Origin of the sequence: Hymenobacter lucidus, assembly GCF_020447265.1 — a bacterium.
In the GTDB taxonomy this organism is placed as follows: domain Bacteria; phylum Bacteroidota; class Bacteroidia; order Cytophagales; family Hymenobacteraceae; genus Hymenobacter; species Hymenobacter lucidus.
In genome coordinates this window covers 454947-471742 of the sequence record NZ_JAJADR010000002.1, presented here as the reverse complement: position 1 = coordinate 471742, position 16796 = coordinate 454947, and the positions used below count along the sequence as shown (strand labels likewise).

The following is a 16796-nucleotide window of genomic DNA, read 5'->3' as shown; positions in this document are numbered from 1 at the left end:
CGAAGATGCGTGAGGTTATTCGACCACCAAACGCTGGGCCGTAGCGCCAACGCGTACGGTATAGAGGCCGCGTGGCAGATCAGCTACGTTCAGCGCGGCCTGGGTGGCACGGGCCGGCAATTCCTGGCTGCGTACCTGGCGGCCCAGAGCATCGAGTACCACGATTTGCCGGGCCGTAGCGGTGGCTTCGGCTACCGTGAGCTGGGCACTGGCGCGGGTGGGGTTGGGTACCAGGGCAAAGTCGATGGCGGCGGCGCCTTTGGCAGTGCCCGTTACGGTGTTCGACATCGTGGCGCCAATCATCAGCGGGCCATAGCCATCGGCCGCCGCATCTATAAAGGAGCCGGTCAGGCGGTTGCCGCGCGAGAAGAACGAGCCGGTGCGGGTAGGACCTTCGCCCAGCAACCCAACCGGATAATGCTCAGTCGTGCCGGCCTGCTGGCTGATACCGACCAGAAAGTCGCCGGCGGGTATGGCTACCGGAGTAGAAAGCGTGAGGGTAACGGTGGTGCCCAGGTCGGCGGCACGCACGGTGTATACCGGCGTAACGTCCAGAACAGTCCCCGCGGAGTTCATTATCACGCCCTGAATGGGCTGGCCGGTAGAGTTGCTGCCCGTCGGAATGAAGTCGGTGACGGAGAGAATGGTAGTGGCCCGGGGCGCCGTGTAGAGCACGGCGGAAATGCCCTCACGCGTGCCAAAGCCATAATAGGTAGGCGTCTGTGTGAGCTGCAGCGGAGCGTAGTTGAAGGTGTTGGCCGTCAGCGTCTGGGTTTCGGTGCGCACATCCGAGTTGGCATACGCATCGGTTGGTACGCTTACGGTCACGCTGTTGGCACCCAGGCGGCTGCCACTAGTGTAGGCGGCAAACGTAACCGTGGTAGAAGCACCAGGGTCAAGGCGTCCGATGGTTTGCGTGTTGGTAAACGTGTTAATACCTGTTACATCTAGGCGCACCGGCTGGTTTACCAGCGTCTGGGTGCCCGCGTTGCGGATGCTGGCCCGCACCGTGTGGGGCGTGCCGATAGGCAGCTGCCCGATGGTGTACACGGCCTGCACGGCGAGGTCGGTGTCGATATTGGCCCGGAACCGGTAGGTGCGGCCGGCGTCGGGGCGCACCGAGCTGCGCACGTTGTGCGGATCGGCCGAGAAGTAGTAGTTGATCAGCTGATAGTTGTTGGCAATGAAGTTGGCCGCCGACCAGGCTGCCGTCGAGCCTTTATCGGCCATTACTACTTTGCCTGCCGCCGGGTCGGTGCCCTTGATGCCAATGGCTACCGTGCGGAAGGCATCGGGGCCCGCGCCCGCCGTGCTGGGGCCATACACGAAGTCAATCTGCCCGGTTGTTTCGTAGAGCTTCACCTGGAAGGAGAAGTTGTCGAGCTGGGTGCCGATAACCGCGGTATTGGTGGAGTTGGCCTGCTTGGGCTTGTCGCGCACGTTTTTCCACTGAATGGTGCAGATGCGGTTGGGCGCCGTGCCCGTGGTAGCCACGCGGTATTCGGTGCCGCCGCCGGTTGCGGCGGTCAGGTCGGTGGAGAAAGGCGCCAGAATGTTGTTGCTGCGCGTATCGGTGCTGGCAACGGGGCCCCCAGGAAAGGTGCCCGCAGCTTCCGTCTGGGCGTACGCATAGTACAGAAACGGGTCCGACAGCGGCGTGCTGCCCAGCTTAATAAAGCCGTTGGTGCTCAGGATAAAGGTAGACCAGGTGGCGCCGTTGTAGGGGAAGTTGAAACCGATGTTCTGCACGTCCGAGTTAGCGTCGTCGGAGTTGGCCGTGGTGATGGCCGTGCCCGTGGTGCCCAAGTCCTGGTAGGTGCCCGCCAGGTTTTGGGCGTTGCCGGCATCGTAGTTCAGCGTTTGGGCGGCGGCGGGCAGAGCGCCCAGCGCCAACAGGGCCGTTAGCAGGCCGGCGGCGGCTTTGCGGTACGAGGTTGGTGAGGGTTGGGCTCCGGAGCCCGGGGAGTAGGAGTGTGTCATTGAGTGCAGCAAGTGTGGTTATTGGGTTGCTTTGCCAGAAGCCGGAAAAGCCGGGATAAAGGTCCCCCGGCTGACCGCCGGGTACAATACCTACTTGTGGGTATTTTGCCGGGATTCACCGGCCGAAAATGCCGCCTGACTATCATCAGCTCGTCACCAGTTGGTTTGGAGCATCAGCGGCTGACAACAGTTATTGGCGACCAAGCCGCTTCTCACGGTTTAGCCCCAAAGCCAAAATGCCCGTAAACTGCCGGAATTAGATTTTCTTTGCCGTGCCTGTTCCCTGCTTATGCCCGAAAGTATTGCTTTGCTCCGCACCGTTGAGGTGACACGCTACGTCACGCCGCTGCGCGAAGGCGGCTCGTTGCCCGCCCTCGTCGAAGCCGACGATGGGTTTATGTACGTAGTCAAGTTTCGGGGCGCAGGGCAGGGAATCAAGGCCCTCATTGCCGAGCTGGTGGTAGGCGAGCTGGCCCGGGTGCTGGGCTTGCGCGTACCCGAGCTCGTGTTTTGCCAGCTCGACGAAGCCTTTGGCCGCTCGGAGCCCGACGAGGAAATCCAGGATTTGCTGCGGGCCAGCACCGGCCAGAATCTGGGGCTGCACTACCTAGGTGGCGCCATTACCTTCGACGCGCTGGTTACCACCATCGAGCCCCGGCTGGCCTCCCAGATTGTGTGGCTCGACGCCCTCACACTCAACGTAGACCGCACGGCCCGTAATACCAACCTGCTCATGTGGCACAAGGAATTATGGCTCATCGACCACGGCGCGGCCCTGTATGTGCACCACGCCGGCCCGGGCTGGGCCGCGCCGCGCCCCCGCCCGTTTCCGCAGGTGAAAGACCACGTGCTGCTGCCCCAGGCCAGCGAGTTGCGGGAAGTTGATGCCGAATATCGGGCGCAGCTGACGCCGGAAGTGCTGGCCGCCATCCTGGCCCTGGTGCCCGACGCCTGGTTGGAAGAAGCCGCCGCCGGCGACGCCACGGCCCAGGAGCAGCGCCAGAGCTACGTGCAGTTTCTGCTGCACCGCCTGGCCGCCTCAGAAAACTTTGTTCAGGAAGCCGAAGATGCCCGAAAAGTTCTTGTTTGAGTATGCCGTGCTGCGCGTGGTGCCCCGCGTGGAGCGCGAAGAATTCCTGAACGTCGGGGTTATTCTCTACTGCCGGGCCCAAAGCTTTCTGCAAACCCGCTGCACGCTGCCCGAAGCCCGCCTGCACGCCTTTGCCGGCACCGGCCTGGATATGGACGAACTGCGCCAGCGCCTGCAGGCCTTCGAGCAAATCTGCCGGGGCAAGCCCGAAGGTGGCACCATTGGCCGTTTGGCGCTGGCCGAGCGGTTCCGTTGGCTCACGGCCACCCGCAGCACCGTCGTGCAGACCTCGCCCACTCACCCCGGCCTCTGCGAAGACGCCGCCGCTACCCTGGAACGGCTTTACGCGCAGCTGGTGGAGTAGGAGGGAGTTCTCAGCCCGTCATTCCGAGCCCCGCGAGGAGTCTCGCAGGCAACGGTAACTCCTAGTGGCTGTCATCCTGAGCATTCCGCGCATGAAGCGGCGAGGAAGGACCTTTCTCACCTGAGTGAAGAACGCCGTGCAACGTAACCAAGCCCTTACCGTCAGCGCGGTTAGGCGCTTAGCCGCGTTGCTACAAGCTATAGTGAGGTCGGTGAGGAATATCCTTCGCAGGCCCAGGATAACAGGCAAAAAAACGGCTCTAAAACTCCAGCACCAGCACCAGCGCGTCGTTGCTCAGGGCTTCCAGCTCCACTTGCTCCACATCCCACAGGGCCAGGCCGTCTTTTTCGTGCAACAGCCGGCCTTCAACTTCGAATGCTCCGGCCAGCACGAAGGCGAAAAAGTGCGAACCGGTGCTTTTAAGCGTATAAAAGGCCTCTTGCCGGCCGCCAAACTGGCCCAGACTCAGCGAAAAGCCGGCGGCTTCCGGAGCTACGATTTCCACCAGCTTATTTTTCAGAAAACTGAAATCGAACGAGAACAGCTGCTGCCCGGCCGGGGTGGGGTGGGCCGTGAGCCAGACATGCAGGAAGCTGATCAGCTCGGTTTCGTAGAGGTTGGTAAAACACACCGTGCTTTGCGCCGGCAGCTGCAGCAGCTGCACTTCCTCGACCTGCACGGTAGCCACCACGCCGCCACCGGCCACGCCCACGGCCCCGGTGATGGGCACGATGAGCACCTGCGAGGCCCCGGCGGCCGTTAATTCCAGGCGGTGGCCGCCGGCCAGAGTTTCTTCGTTCAGGGCCCGTAGGCGGCCAAAGGGCTCCTTGAACTCCTGTTGGTAGGAGTCGAAGTTGAAGGTGCTGTAGCGCCGAAACCGGCCACTTTCGGTGAGGCCGCGCTGGTCGGCCAGGTACATCTTGCCGGGAGTCTGCCGTATCATTAGGCGCGGGTTTAGGCCGGGTTTTGCAGGGAATAAATAGTCAGGAATGGCTGGAGCTGAAACATGGTTGTCAGTACCTCGCCCTCAACTGCCGCCGGCCCGGGTGCCGACACCAGCAGCAGCGGGCCCACGGTGTCGTGCCAGAGTAGGGGCTCGGAAAAGAAGTTTACGGCCACTTGGTGCCGGCTTTTATAGAGCAGGTCGGAGTTGACGATTTCGAACTGGAACTGGCTGAACTTCAGAAACTGCCGGCCCAGATTATCCACCACATCGGGCACCAGCCCCGCGAGCTGCTGCAGATACCCGCGCACCGCTGCACTCACCAGAAAATGCAGCTGCTCTGCCCCCGGCGCGTACTGCAGCAGCTGCCCAAACGAGCGGTACTGCTGCTGTGGGTTGAAGGTCTGGGCCTGCAGCCGAAACTCGGTGTACGTATCCTCAAACACGAGCTTGTCCCAGGCCTTGCCCGAGCTGGCATCGATAATCTTGCGGTAGCACAATGTGATAGTGCGGGGCATTGGTGAAACAGTGATTTAGTGAGTTAGTGAATTGTTGTTCGGCTGGCGCAACTTGAATGACAACTCACTAAGTCGCTAAATCACTAAATCACCTCTACGCCGCTACGGCGAAGGAAATGACTAGCTCGAAGCCGGCGGAGGTGCTGCCCGTGACGGTGGCCAACTCTTGGGTTACCCCGTCGCTGAACACGTTGTCGGTGGCGTTGTAGGTGTAGCCGCTCAGGCCTTTGGTGTAACCGTTCACGGTGGCTACGGCCGAGTTGCTGCCTTCGGGAAAAGCAATCTGGGTGACTTTGAGCGAGGTGCCGCTGGCCGAGTAGATGTGCACGTGAATGTGGGTGGCACGGCCCGAATACCAGCCGGGAAAAATGCTGGTAAACGTCACTAGGCCGTTGGCATCGGTGGTCTGGCGGCCGCGCAGGAAGTGCACACCCGTGTAGTTGGTGCTTTGCATGCCGCTGCCACCGTACTCCGAATAGTTGCCCTCAGCGTCGCAGTGCCAGATATCAACCAAAGCCCCGGCCAGCGCGGCGCAGTTGTTGTTGCTGTTGGCAATCGTGATTTGGGCCGTCAGCTTGTGGCCCGCTTTGCCGTCGGTGATGTCGCTGCGCACATAGCTGGCCGGGGCTTTGGTGGGGAAGGGACCTTCGGTTTCGGTGGGCGCTACGGTGCAGTTGCCGGGCGTGCCGGTGCCGCCGGTGGTGCCCGAGGAGGTAGTGGGCATCGCGTCGTCTTTGCTACAGGCCGAAAGCAGGGCCGGCACAGAAGCGGCGCCTACCAACAGGCTCTTGAGGAAGTTCTTTCTTTCCATGACGGGGTCGGTTCGTGGTGAGTTGCTGAATTGGATAAGCGAATTTGTATTTATCCTTTTAGCGTCTCACCTGCCAATCGACTGTTCGGGCGTTTATACCGACGAATTCCGCATAACGTCCGCAAGCCAAATGCCGGCAGCTACGATGCACTACCCGTGTCTGCAGGCTCAGATGGTTATTCTGTAGTGAAGGGAGAAGTTGCATCCGCCGGTTGGCCGTTCTGGTTGCTGCATGGGCAGGCGGGTGAGCCGGGTAGTCAGCTGTTGTTCGTCTGGTAATATTCCGTGGGCTGGCACTGGCTGCGAAAGGCCCTCGAAGCGGTTTCGGCCGGCAAAAAGCCGGGTGATTCTCGCCGTAGTCGAGGAAACCCGGCAGCTGGTCGATTCTAAGTGGCACCTCCGAAGCCGCCAGCCCACCTTTGCCGCGCCCCGGCTACTGGCGCTGCTTCATGCGGCATTCACCAAGCCGGGCCGTACTTCCGGCTGATTCTTTCACCAGCTACCTTTTCCTTCCCTTCTGATGACAACTCCATTCTTCCTCTTTCTTGGCGACCTGGGCGGCAGCGAAATCATGCTCATCCTGGTCGTCATCCTGATCTTCTTCGGGGCCAAGCGCATTCCGGAGCTGGCCCGTGGCCTGGGCACGGGCATCCGGGAGTTCAAGGCTGCTACCAACGGCCTGCGCACCGAAATCGAAACGGCCGGCCAGCCCCAGCCCGCCGCGCCAGTGGCTCCGGTTACTGCACCGTTACAGCCGATTTCGTCGGTTGAGGTCACGGATACCCTGCCCGGAGCCGGCGCGTAGCTTACTGGGAAATAACCCAAATCTTAGCTGAACAAATCCAGTAGCTGCTCCCGGCTCAGCGACTTCACCAGCGCCGCATCGGTCCGGATCAGCTCGTGGGCCAGGGCCTGCTTGGCTTCCTGCAGCTGCATGATTTTCTCTTCCACGGTACCCGGACAGATAAGGCGCACGGCCACCACTTTGCGGGTCTGGCCGAGGCGGTGGCTGCGGTCAATGGCCTGGCTTTCCACGGCTGGGTTCCACCACGGGTCTACGAGGTACACGTAGTCAGCTTCGGTGAGGTTGAGGCCCGTGCCGCCGGCTTTCAGACTGATGAGAAACACGCGTACTGCGTCGTTTTGCTGAAAGTCGGCCACGGCGGCGGCGCGGTCCTTAGTCTGGCCGGTGAGGTAGGCGAAGGGAATAGCGCGGGCCTGCAGCTCCTGCCGCACCAGGTTCAGCATGCCCACAAACTGCGAGAAAACCAGGATTTTGTGGTAGGGCGCCTTGCTGCTGATTTCCTCCACCAGTGCCTCCAGCTTGGCCGACTCCCGGCCGTAATCGGCCTCGCCGGCCAGCAGCGCGGGCGAGTCGCAGATCTGACGCAGCATCGTGAGGCCCTTCAGAATATGGGCGCTGTCTCGGCGCGGCGTTTCTTCGTGCTCCCCCATCAGCCGGTCGCGAAATTCCTTTTTGCAAGCCTCGTACACCCGCCGCTGTTCGGGACCCATTTCGCAGTACAGTACCATTTCAGTTTTGTCGGGCAGTTCGCGGGCCACCTGGTTTTTGGTGCGCCGCAGCACAAACGGGCTGATTTTGCGTTGCAGCTCCCGCGCCCGTTGCTCGTTCTTAAACTTGTCGATGGGCGTGGCAAAGTACTCCCGGAAGTGCTGCTGGCTGCCCAGCAGGCCAGGGCAGGCAAACGACAACTGCCCGTAAATGTCGAAGGTGTTGTTTTCTACTGGCGTGCCCGTCAGCACCACACGGTTGCGGGCCTGTAGCAGCCGAGCCGCCTTGTAGCGCTGCGAATCGGGGTTTTTGATGGCTTGGGCCTCGTCCAGAAACACGTAGTTGAATGCATACTCGCGCAGCTGCCGGATATCCGACACCATCGTGTTATAGGTCGTCAGCACGATGTCGCAGGCCGCAAACTGCGCGGCCTCGGCGCGGCGCAGCGCCCCATGTAGCACGTGAATGCGCAGCGTGGGCGCAAATTTCGCCGCCTCGGCCTGCCAGTTGAACACCAGCGAAGTAGGCACCACCACCAGGTTGGCCGCCGACTGCCCCCGCTCTTTTTGCAGCAGAATAAAGGCCAGCACCTGAATGGTTTTGCCCAGGCCCATATCATCGGCCAGGCAGCCGCCGAAATGATACGTATCCAGGAAATTCAGCCAGCTCAGACCCTTCTGCTGGTACTCGCGCAGCGTGGCCTGTAGCGCCGCCGGCACCGCCACGGGCTCGATGCCGGCAAAATCGGCCACGGCGGCCTGGTAGGTAGCTAGGCGGGCCTGGGCCTGGGCGTCGAGCATTTCGGGGTCGTATAGCTCCCGAATCAGTCGGAAGTTGATGCTGGGCGTACGAATCCGGTCTTCCCCTACGTCGCCGGCAGCAAAGTATTCGGTAAACTTCTCCAGCCACTCCTGGGGTAGAATGCCGCGGGTGCCGTCGTCGAGGCGCACGTAGCGGCTCTGGCGGCGCACGGCCTGCTGCACCTGCTGCAAAGAAGCTTTCTGCCGGCCAAACCGCACCCCGAGAATGGTGTCGAACCAGTTCATTTCGCCCGTAACGCGCACCGTAACATTGGCCCGGTGCGGGTTTAGCTTGTTGTCTTTCAGCTGGTTGAAACCCAGAATACTGATCTGTTCGTGCTGCCAGTCTTCGAAGGCGGCCAGAAACCAGTCCTCATTGAGAAACAGCGTTTTGGGCACCGACAGCGCCTCGTACTGCAGCTGCTCCGCAAAGGCGGGGTAGTGTCGCAGCAGCGCCGTCAGGAAACGGCCCTCGGCCTCCGTGTCGCGCTCCAGCCGGAAGTCGCGGCCCAGCTCGTCGGTAGCCAGCAGCTGCCGCCGCGACAGTACCGACACTTCCCGGGTGCCGTAGCGCATCACGGGCAGCAGCTCCACATTCGGGCCGGCATCGGTAAGGTAAAGTCGCTTTTCGGGCACTTGGTCGAAGCTGCTGCCAGCCAGCTGCCGGGGCGTGGCGGGCCGCACGTGGGAGTAGCTGATGTGGAGCTTGTCTTCCAGATTGGCCAGCACGTCGCGCTGAAACTCGACAAACTTACGCTGGTGAATCAGGAGCGTATTATTCCGCTTGCGGAAAAACTCGATGACGCGCCACACCGCCAAGTCTTCCACCAGATACAGCAGCTCGCGCACCGCCACGAAATACTCGAACCGAATCGTCACGGTGGGCAGCTCCACGGGCTGGTCATCGAGCAGCAAGCGGCCGGCCACCTCGTAGAACTCGCCCTTCTGACTTACGTGTAGCCGCAAATCGGTAGGAGCAGCGCGCAGCCGCAGCGGCGTGAGGCTCGGCCCGGTCAGCTTCTCCGACACGCTGGGGTTGTGGGCGAAAAACGGCAGCCCGTCGGGGTTGCGTACCACGGCCCGCAGCGCCCGGATGGCCGCTACCGAGCGGGTGTCGTCGTAATTCTGCTGAAAGCGGGCCAAGCCGGTGTAAAACTTCAGCTGCTCGGCTTCGTCACTTTCGCCCAGGCAGTCCAGCGCGTTGAGCACCGTCACCGGGTTTTTTACCTTGCCCGCCGCCGTAAGGGCCGCCTCGGCCAGCTGCACGGTGAGGTGGCCGTAGTATTTGTGCTTACTGAATACCACCAGCCGCTGCGTGCCGGCCGGCGGCACTACCGGGCGCCGGTCGGGCAGCAGCTGGCGCATCAGCTCCTGCGTGGTGGCCTGCGTCACGGCATAGAGTCCGGCCGCGCGGGGCGTTACCAGTACGGCGGGGCGGTTGTAGGTCAGCTCAAAATGCGCGTCGAGGTCGGCTACATGCTCCAGACCATAGTCGTGGGCCGAGGCGCGCAGCAGGGAATGGCGCTGGCGCGGGTCGAAAAACACGCGCAGTTCGTTGCGCTGCAGAATGCTGAGCAGCACCAGGGCCTGGTGCTCACAGAGCGTCGCCGCGGGAGCCGCGCAGCCGCAGGTCAGTAGCACGCCCTGGGTTTGCTGCTCCACAGCCACCGTGGGAAAGTGCAGGCCGCTGCTCAGGGTGGCGCTACTGGTGAAGGTGCCGAAGTTCAGCGTCAGCGTCTGGGGCTGAATGGCCGTGAGGGCGCGGTGGTCGGGCGGGGGCAGCGCGGGGCCGTGGCGCTCCACGTCGGTGCTGGTCAGGGTGGAAATGGTGGCCGCCGGAAACAGGTAGTGGTGCGGGCCGGGCTCCGCGGACAACGGCATTTCCAACAGGTCAGGCATCTGGTTCTTGGCAGCGTACAGGCGGGCAAGATAGGGGAAAAGGTAGCAAAAAGCGGCCCTCCGCCCGGCCAACAAGCCGAACCAAGAGCCGCTTACGGGCCGCGTTTCAGACTTTGATTAGAGCCGGAGTAGCTTATAGGGCGCGCCCAGGCCCCGGTCTGTGCGCAGCTGCGCTAGGTAGAGGCCGGCGGGCTGGCTGCCGAGCTGCAGCTGGTATTGGTCGGTGCCGGCGGGCAGGGGCTGCGTGAGCACCAGGCGGCCCAGCGCGTCGCGCACTTCCACCGCGTGGGTGCCGGTGGGCAGGCTCAGCGTAAACTCACCGGCGGCGCTGGGATTAGGATAGGCACTGAGAATTGCGGCTGGCGCGGCCGGGGTGCTGGCCAGCACCCCGGCCAGGTTGGCCTGCCACATATCGGCCAGGGTAGAGGCATTCGACGAAGCCGTGTTGCCGCCCCACACGTAGAGCTGGTTGTTGCGAATGATAGCAGCGGCATTACGGCGCGGCGGCAGGTTGGAGGTGAATGTGCGTAGCTGCCCGGTGCGGGTGTTGTAGGCGGCCAGGTAGCTTTGGTTGGTAAAGTCGCCCACCATCCAGATCCACTCGCCCTGCACGGCCATAGCCTGGTTGGAAACCGTGGTAGGCAAAGTGGCGGCCAGCTGCCAGGTATTGGTGGCAATATCGTAGGCGTGAATCTGGGCCGAATTCACGAGGCCGTTGTAGCCGCCCACGGCGTAGAGTTTGCCGTTTACGGCCGCGCCATACGTTTGCCGGGCGTCCGGCATCGGGGCCAGATCGGTCCAGGCATTGGTAGCGGGGTTGAAAGCCCGGAGCTGATTAGTGAAAACGCCGCCGAGCAGCTGGCCCCCGAAGGCGTAAATCAGGCCGTTCCAGGCGGCGGTGCCCGTAGTAGCGGCCGGCGTAGAATTGGGAGTGGTGGTAGCCGGGCCGCCGTTCAGCGGAATGCTTTGCAGGGTCGTTACGGGCGTCAGGGCCGTGGGCGTTACGCCGCCCAGTACCACGAGCTTGCCCGTAGCCGGGTTGGGGTCGATGATAACGGCGCTGGCCCAGCGCTGCGGCGGGAGCGGCGCCGCGCCGAACACCTGGGTCCAGGAATTGGCGCTGATGGAGTACCGGAAAACCTCGCTGGTGAAAGCCGAAGCGGTGCCGCCACCGCCGGCCATGTAAAACCCGTCGTTATCCTGGGCGTAGCCCATGCCGTAGCGCCCGCCCGCCGGCAGCGCCGCCAGCGGCGTAAAAGTCAGTGTAGACTGGGCCGCGGCCGGCGAAAAGCTCAGCAGAACCAGTAGGCTGGTGTATAAGTGCTTCATAAAAGCATAAGAGGTGGTGGAATAGCACAATATATCATCCTTTCCGAATAGACCGGATAGCCTGCCGCAGAATGAAAAGCCCCGACCATACGTGGGCCAGGCCGTGGGTGGCAATTGGTAAGAGCAGGCGGCTACCAAGTAAAAATACCTGTTTTTGCAGCCCCCGTTTTTCTACCCGCTATTGCCCTGTGCTTATTGTGGTACTTTGTGCTATTCCTACGCCTCACTTGCGGCTTTTATCTATCCTCACTTCCACTGCTCACCGCTCATGAATAAAGTCGCTACCAAAGCCAACATTCTCATTACCAAAAACTTTGAGCGGCGCGCAGCGCGCTGGGCTTCCTACATCAGCAAAGCTAACAGCAAAGATTTGCAGCAATGCTTTCTGATACCCGGCCCCGCTGGCATCGAAAAGCGCCTGAACTACGTCAGCTTTTCGACCCTGCACCTCTCGTGGCTTATTTCGACGGTAGGTGTACGCCACATTCAAGTTCGTTTTCTGGTAGCGCCTCCCAGCAAAAAGGACCCCGGCAGCAAGGCGCGCTTCACGATGGCCCTCTACGCTACCGATGCGCTGGGAGCCCGCATTTCGGCTTACTACCTGCCCGTTGACGAAGACTATATCACTACCACCACGATCCTACCCGAGAAAAATTCGGAGGGCGAAGGCGACCCTAGTGACGATGCTGGCCAAGCCCCGCACGACCTGGTAAAATCTTGGGTTCATCACTGGACTTCGGCTCCCGAAATCAAGTCATCTATGTTTGCCAACAGCTACGGCCCGCTGCAGGGCTACACGTTTAGCTTGGACGATTTCCTGCAGGAGCTGTTTGAGGTCCAGCCTTTCTCCGACGAGCAGATGGTGCGCATTAGCTTCGGACTGCACGAGTATTACCCCGCCGTGCCTGTCAAGTCGGGCCGTATTCAAACCTTTGGGCTGGTCCTGCGCGTGTTTCCGGCTCCTAAGCCGACAACAACGGGTGCAAATTCGCGCAGCGAAGTCTACAATGTCCCTGAACAATCTGATGCGCCGTTCTTCGATCTTTCCACGCCCTGCCCACCCGGCTACTAATGCAGCCGGGGCGGCGTGCCGGTTTATCTATCTTTATGCCGTTGTAACTAACTTTTATGCCTCTTACGCTGCAGCAGCTGCTGATGCGCCTGACGCTGGTGCCGGTCATTGTGGCCGGCATCATCGGCTTTATGCGCTTCCGCCATCTGCCCCTGAATCTGCGCTACCTGGCCGGGCTGGTCTGGTTTATTCTGCCCATCGAGCTGGTCGGAATCGGGTTGATGCTCCTGCACCGCAACAACCTGTTCTTAATGCCAATTTATGCCGTGGGGGAATGCCTGCTGCTGGCGCTGGTGTACCGGCACACGCTGCACCTGGCCACCTTCACGCGTCTGGTGCCTTGGCTGGTGGGCGGCTTTGCGGCCTACGCCCTGGCCGACAGCCTGCTGGCCCCCGGCCTGACGCAGTTTCGGCCGGGTCAGCAGGTTATCCAAAGTATTCTGGTGCTGGGCTTCGTGGCGCTGTACTTCCGTAAGCTGCTCAACGAGTTGCGGGTCGAGCAGCCCACGCGTGAGCCCATGTTCTGGGTTTCTACCGGCCTGTTCGTTTATTCGCTGGGCTATTTGCAAATCGCCTTATTCAGTAATTATCTGCTGCGCTATTCCCTGCAGCTGAACATGAGTATCTGGGCCGTGCATTCGCTGTTGTATATCGTGCTGCACCTCTGTTTTGGTATTGCCTTATGGGTGCGCCCGCAGAAGTAGCCTTTGCGCAGCTGCTCTTCGGGGGCATTGCCTTTATGCTGCTGGCGGCCGGCTCGCTGGTAGTCTTTCTGGTGATTTACCAAAAGCGCCTGCTGCGCCAGCAGCTGCACCTGCGCATGGCCGAAGCAACTCACCAGCGGCAACTGCTGGCCGCCGTTATTGAAGCCCAGGAAGGGGAGCGGGAACGAATCGGGCGGGATTTGCACGATGGCATCGGCTCCACTATTTCCACGGCCAAGCTGCTGCTCAACCGGCTGGAAACCCTGCCGCCCACCGAAGATGCGGAAGCCCTGCTCCGGCTGATCCGCGAAATAATGAGTGCCGCCGTGCACGATGTGCGCAGTATTTCTCACAGTCTGTACCCGGCGGTGCTGGCCCGGTTCGGGCTGGCCGAAGCCCTGCAGCACCTGGTGGATGTAAGCAACGAAACCGGGCAGCTGCCCATCGTACTGGAGGTAGAATATGGTCAGCCGCTGCCCTTGGCGCAGGAGCTGGCCCTCTACCGCATCGGGCAAGAACTGGTGCATAATGCCTTAAAGCACGCCCAGGGTGCGACGCGCCTGCTGGTGCAGCTGCACCAGCAGGGGCCACTGCTCACGCTACTAGTGGAAGACAACGGCTGCGGCTTCCCGCCTGATTCGGCCCCGCCGGCCCGGGGAGCTGGCCTGCGCAGCATCGAGGTGCGCGTGCAGATGCTGCGCGGCCGCCTACATCGGCAGCCGGTTTCGGGCCAGGGCACGCGCATGATTATCGAGCTCGACGATTCAGATGCGTAGATAGTGTCGATTTTCGGTACTATTACACCTGATTCCTATAGCCTATCCGATATGCCAACTCTTGATTCACCGGTACAAATAGCGCTGCTCGACGACCACGCCTTGTTCCGGCAGGGCCTGCGCTACATTCTGCAATCATTGCCCTACGTGGAAAGTGTAGTGGAAGCCGCCACCTTCCCTGAGCTATTGAAGCACTGCCGTCAGCGCCTGCCCGAGGTACTGCTGCTGGATCTGCAGATGCCCGACGTGGATGGGCCCGAAGCCGCCCGGCAGCTGCTGGCCGAATTTCCCGATCTGAAGATCATCGTGCTGTCGATGTTTTCGGCCGATAAGTTTATTACCCAGATGATGAAGCTGGGCGTGCGTAGCTACCTGCCCAAGGATTCGGACCAGGAGCAGCTGCGCCAGGCCCTGGAAGACGTGCTGCTCACGGGGCACCACTACACCCCGGCCATTTCCCGGGCCCTGGTGCGGGCCGTGCAGCAGCCCACCCGCCAGCTGCCCTCGACGCTATCAACCCAGGTGCAGCTCACGCCCCGCGAGCTGGAAGTGCTGCGCCTGATCTGTACGGGCCAGAAAGCAGCCGAAATTGCCGACACGCTATTCCTGAGCCGCCGCACTGTGGAAGGCCACCGCCAGAAGCTGCTGGAAAAAACCGGTGCGCCTAACTCCGCTGGCTTAGTAGTATATGCTGCCCAACAGGGGCTGTTGTCTATTTAAGTCGGTCGAAAAGCAAAACCCCAGTGCCCCAGGCATGCTTCGCTGAGCATATCCGGGGCACTGGGGTTTTGCTTTTTTCGACACTTCTGCCGGCCTGGGCCTAGCCTTTCTTGGCCGGTGCCTTTTTTGCCGGCGTTTTCGCGGCTTTCGAGGTTGTCACCGGGAAGCCGCGTTCCTTCATCAGCGCGTCGATTTTCGGGTCGCGGCCCCGGAACTTGCGGTAGCCCTCGGCCGGGTCCACGGTATTACCCACCGAAAATACGTTCTGGGTCAGGCGCTGGCCCACGGCTTTGTCGTAGGCGCCGCCGGCTTCGGTGAAGGCCGAGTAGGCATCGGCCGCCAGCACCACCGACCACAGGTAGCTGTAGTAGCCGGCCGAGTAGCCATCGGAGGAGAAGACGTGCGAAAACTGCGGCGTGCGGTGGCGCATCACGATTTCGCGGGGCATGCCCATCTGGGTCAGGGTTTCGCGCTCAAACTTGTCAGCGTCAATCTTTTGGGCGCCGGCCAGATGCAGCTTCATGTCGATGAGGGCGCTGGCCAGAAACTCGGTGGTTTCGAAGCCCTGGTTGAAGGTCGATGCCTTTTCAATCCGGTCGACGAGAGTTTGCGGAATCGGCTTGCCGGTTTGGTAGTGCAGGGCAAATCGGTTGAGTACCTGGGGCGTGGGCAACCAGTTTTCGAGCAGCTGAGAAGGGAATTCCACGTAGTCGCGCACCACGCTGGTGCCCGAGAGGGTGGGGTAGGTCACGTTTGACGAAAGGCCGTGCAGGGCGTGGCCGAATTCGTGGAACAAGGTGGTGGCATCAGTCCAGGAAATGAGCGTGGGCTCCCCGTCCTTGCCTTTCACGAAGTTGGAGTTGTTCGACACGATGGTCGTCACGTTGCCGTCGAGGCGCTGCTGGTTGCGGTAGGCGTTCATCCAGGCCCCCGAGCGTTTGCCGGGCCGCGCATACGGATCGAAATACCACAGGCCCACGTGCTTGCCGCTGGTTTTGTCTTTCACTTCCCACACCTTCACGTCGGGGTGGTACACGGGTACGTTCGTCACGGGCGCAAACGAGAAGTTGAACAGCTCACCGGCCACCCAGAACATGCCTTCGCGCATTTTATCCAATTGCAGGTATTGCTTCACCTCGTTCTGGTCGAGGTCGTAGCGCTGCTTGCGCACCTTTTCGGCGTAGTAGCGGTAGTCCCAGGGCTCGATTTTGAAGTCGGCACCGGCACCTTCTTTTTTGGCCAGGGCCTGCATGTCGGCTACTTCCTCCTTGGCGCGGGCCACGGCCGGCGTCCACACCTGCTCCATCAAGGCCATAGCCGCTTCGGGCGTTTTGGCCATCGTGTTGTCGAGGCGCCAATGGGCGTGGGTGGCGTAGCCCAGCAGCTTAGCCCGCTCGGCCCGCAGCTGCAGTATTTCGCTGATAATGGCGTTGTTGTCGTGGGCCCCGCCGTTGTCGCCGCGGTTGTAGAACATGCGCCAGGCCTTTTCACGCAGCTTGCGCTGGTCGGAGTAAGTCAGGAAGGGCTCGATGCTGGAGCGGGTGTTGGTGATGACGCCGGCCGCGCCGCTAATCTTGCGACTGGCGGCGGCAGCGGCGGCATCTGCCTGTAGCGAAGCCGAGAGGCCGCCCAGGTCGGCGGGCGTTTTGAGCACCAGCACCGAGTCGGTTTCGTCGGCCAGCACGTTCTGGCTAAAGCGCGTGAAGAGACCAGCCAGCTGCTGGTTGATAGCCGACAGCCGGGTTTTGGCCGCCGCATCGAGCTTGGCCCCGGCCCGCACGAAGTTGTTGTAGTAAATCCAGGTGAGGCGCTGCTGCTCGGGCGTGAGCTTCTGCTTTTCGGGCGAGTTGTACACGGCCTCGATGCGCTTGAACAGGGGCGCGTTCTGGTTGATCTGGTCGGCAAAGGCGGCCATGCGCGGGGCCATCTCGCGCTGAATAGCCTGCACGTCGGGCGTGCTCAGGCTGCCCGACCAGATGCCGTACACGGTCTGAACCTCGTCGAGGCGCTGCCCGGCCCGCTCCAGGGCGGCAATGGTATTGTCGAAAGTAGGAGCGGCTTTATCGGTGGCAATGGACTGAATTTCGGCCAGATTCTGGGCCATGCCGGCTTCGAGAGCGGGCTTGAACTGCGGCACCGTCACCTTATCGAAGGGCGGCACACCGCCGTAGGGGACGGCCCAGGCGGCCAGCAATGGGTTGGCCGAATTGGCAGTAGCCGAGGCCGCAGTTTGTGCAAAACTCATGGTTGGATACGCAAAAGCCGCTAAACTCAGGG

The 16796-nt window shown here is 61.6% G+C and carries 14 protein-coding genes; 7 read left to right on the top strand and 7 right to left on the bottom strand.

Annotation, left to right across the window (positions count from 1 at the left end; genetic code table 11):
- Positions 1 to 15: 15 nt before the first annotated feature.
- The gene (locus LGH74_RS08715; protein WP_226174667.1) at positions 16 to 1980 is read right to left on the bottom strand and encodes a T9SS type A sorting domain-containing protein; all 1965 of its coding nucleotides are present in this window, start codon (positions 1978 to 1980) and stop codon (positions 16 to 18) included.
- 289 nt (positions 1981 to 2269) lie between these two features.
- Between LGH74_RS08715 and LGH74_RS08710 the strand changes: the two genes are divergently transcribed.
- Both LGH74_RS08710 and LGH74_RS08705 read left to right on the top strand, forming a co-directional pair.
- Complete coding sequence (locus LGH74_RS08710; protein WP_226174665.1) at positions 2270 to 3070, top strand: HipA family kinase; 801 nt, start codon at positions 2270 to 2272, stop codon at positions 3068 to 3070.
- On the top strand, positions 3048 to 3434 hold the full coding sequence (locus tag LGH74_RS08705) for a DUF3037 domain-containing protein (RefSeq protein WP_226174663.1): 387 nt from the start codon (positions 3048 to 3050) through the stop codon (positions 3432 to 3434). Before LGH74_RS08710 ends, LGH74_RS08705 begins: the two co-directional genes overlap by 23 nt.
- 259 nt (positions 3435 to 3693) lie before the next feature.
- On the opposite strand, the gene LGH74_RS08700 is transcribed toward LGH74_RS08705, so the two are convergent.
- The 3 genes from LGH74_RS08700 to LGH74_RS08690 form a co-directional block, all read right to left on the bottom strand.
- Complete coding sequence (locus tag LGH74_RS08700) at positions 3694 to 4377, bottom strand: pirin family protein (protein ID WP_226174661.1); 684 nt, start codon at positions 4375 to 4377, stop codon at positions 3694 to 3696.
- Between the two features lie 11 nt (positions 4378 to 4388).
- The gene (locus tag LGH74_RS08695) at positions 4389 to 4895 is read right to left on the bottom strand and encodes a hypothetical protein (protein ID WP_226174654.1); all 507 of its coding nucleotides are present in this window, start codon (positions 4893 to 4895) and stop codon (positions 4389 to 4391) included.
- A gap of 94 nt (positions 4896 to 4989) precedes the next feature.
- Entirely contained in the window at positions 4990 to 5706 is a 717-nt protein-coding gene (locus LGH74_RS08690) for a dioxygenase family protein (protein WP_226174646.1), read from the bottom strand.
- A gap of 520 nt (positions 5707 to 6226) precedes the next feature.
- On the opposite strand from LGH74_RS08690, the gene LGH74_RS08685 reads away from it, so the two are divergent.
- Complete coding sequence (locus tag LGH74_RS08685; protein WP_226174644.1) at positions 6227 to 6511, top strand: Sec-independent protein translocase subunit TatA/TatB; 285 nt, start codon at positions 6227 to 6229, stop codon at positions 6509 to 6511.
- A gap of 23 nt (positions 6512 to 6534) precedes the next feature.
- On the opposite strand, the gene LGH74_RS08680 is transcribed toward LGH74_RS08685, so the two are convergent.
- A complete protein-coding gene (locus tag LGH74_RS08680) occupies positions 6535 to 9918 on the bottom strand; it encodes a DEAD/DEAH box helicase (protein WP_226174642.1) in 3384 nt (1127 codons plus the stop codon).
- A 117-nt stretch (positions 9919 to 10035) separates the two neighbouring features.
- Positions 10036 to 11247, bottom strand: coding sequence for a Kelch repeat-containing protein (locus tag LGH74_RS08675; RefSeq protein WP_226174640.1), 1212 nt, complete (start codon positions 11245 to 11247; stop codon positions 10036 to 10038).
- A 268-nt stretch (positions 11248 to 11515) separates the two neighbouring features.
- Here LGH74_RS08675 and LGH74_RS08670 point away from each other — a divergent pair, with 268 nt between their 5' ends.
- Genes LGH74_RS08670 through LGH74_RS08655 form a run of 4 tightly spaced genes read left to right on the top strand, consistent with a single transcriptional unit; the run spans position 11516 to position 14519 of the window.
- Complete coding sequence (locus LGH74_RS08670) at positions 11516 to 12319, top strand: hypothetical protein (RefSeq protein WP_226174638.1); 804 nt, start codon at positions 11516 to 11518, stop codon at positions 12317 to 12319.
- 56 nt (positions 12320 to 12375) lie between these two features.
- Positions 12376 to 13023 (top strand): hypothetical protein, encoded by a 648-nt coding sequence (locus LGH74_RS08665; protein ID WP_226174636.1) that lies wholly within the window; start codon positions 12376 to 12378, stop codon positions 13021 to 13023.
- Positions 13002 to 13799, top strand: coding sequence for a sensor histidine kinase (locus LGH74_RS08660; protein ID WP_226174634.1), 798 nt, complete (start codon positions 13002 to 13004; stop codon positions 13797 to 13799). Before LGH74_RS08665 ends, LGH74_RS08660 begins: the two co-directional genes overlap by 22 nt.
- Before the next feature lie 51 nt (positions 13800 to 13850).
- On the top strand, positions 13851 to 14519 hold the full coding sequence (locus tag LGH74_RS08655; protein WP_226174632.1) for a response regulator transcription factor: 669 nt from the start codon (positions 13851 to 13853) through the stop codon (positions 14517 to 14519).
- Between the two features lie 100 nt (positions 14520 to 14619).
- Here the strand turns inward: LGH74_RS08655 and LGH74_RS08650 are convergent, their stop codons facing one another.
- On the bottom strand, positions 14620 to 16764 hold the full coding sequence (locus LGH74_RS08650) for a M3 family metallopeptidase (protein ID WP_226174630.1): 2145 nt from the start codon (positions 16762 to 16764) through the stop codon (positions 14620 to 14622).
- Positions 16765 to 16796: the final 32 nt, after the last annotated feature.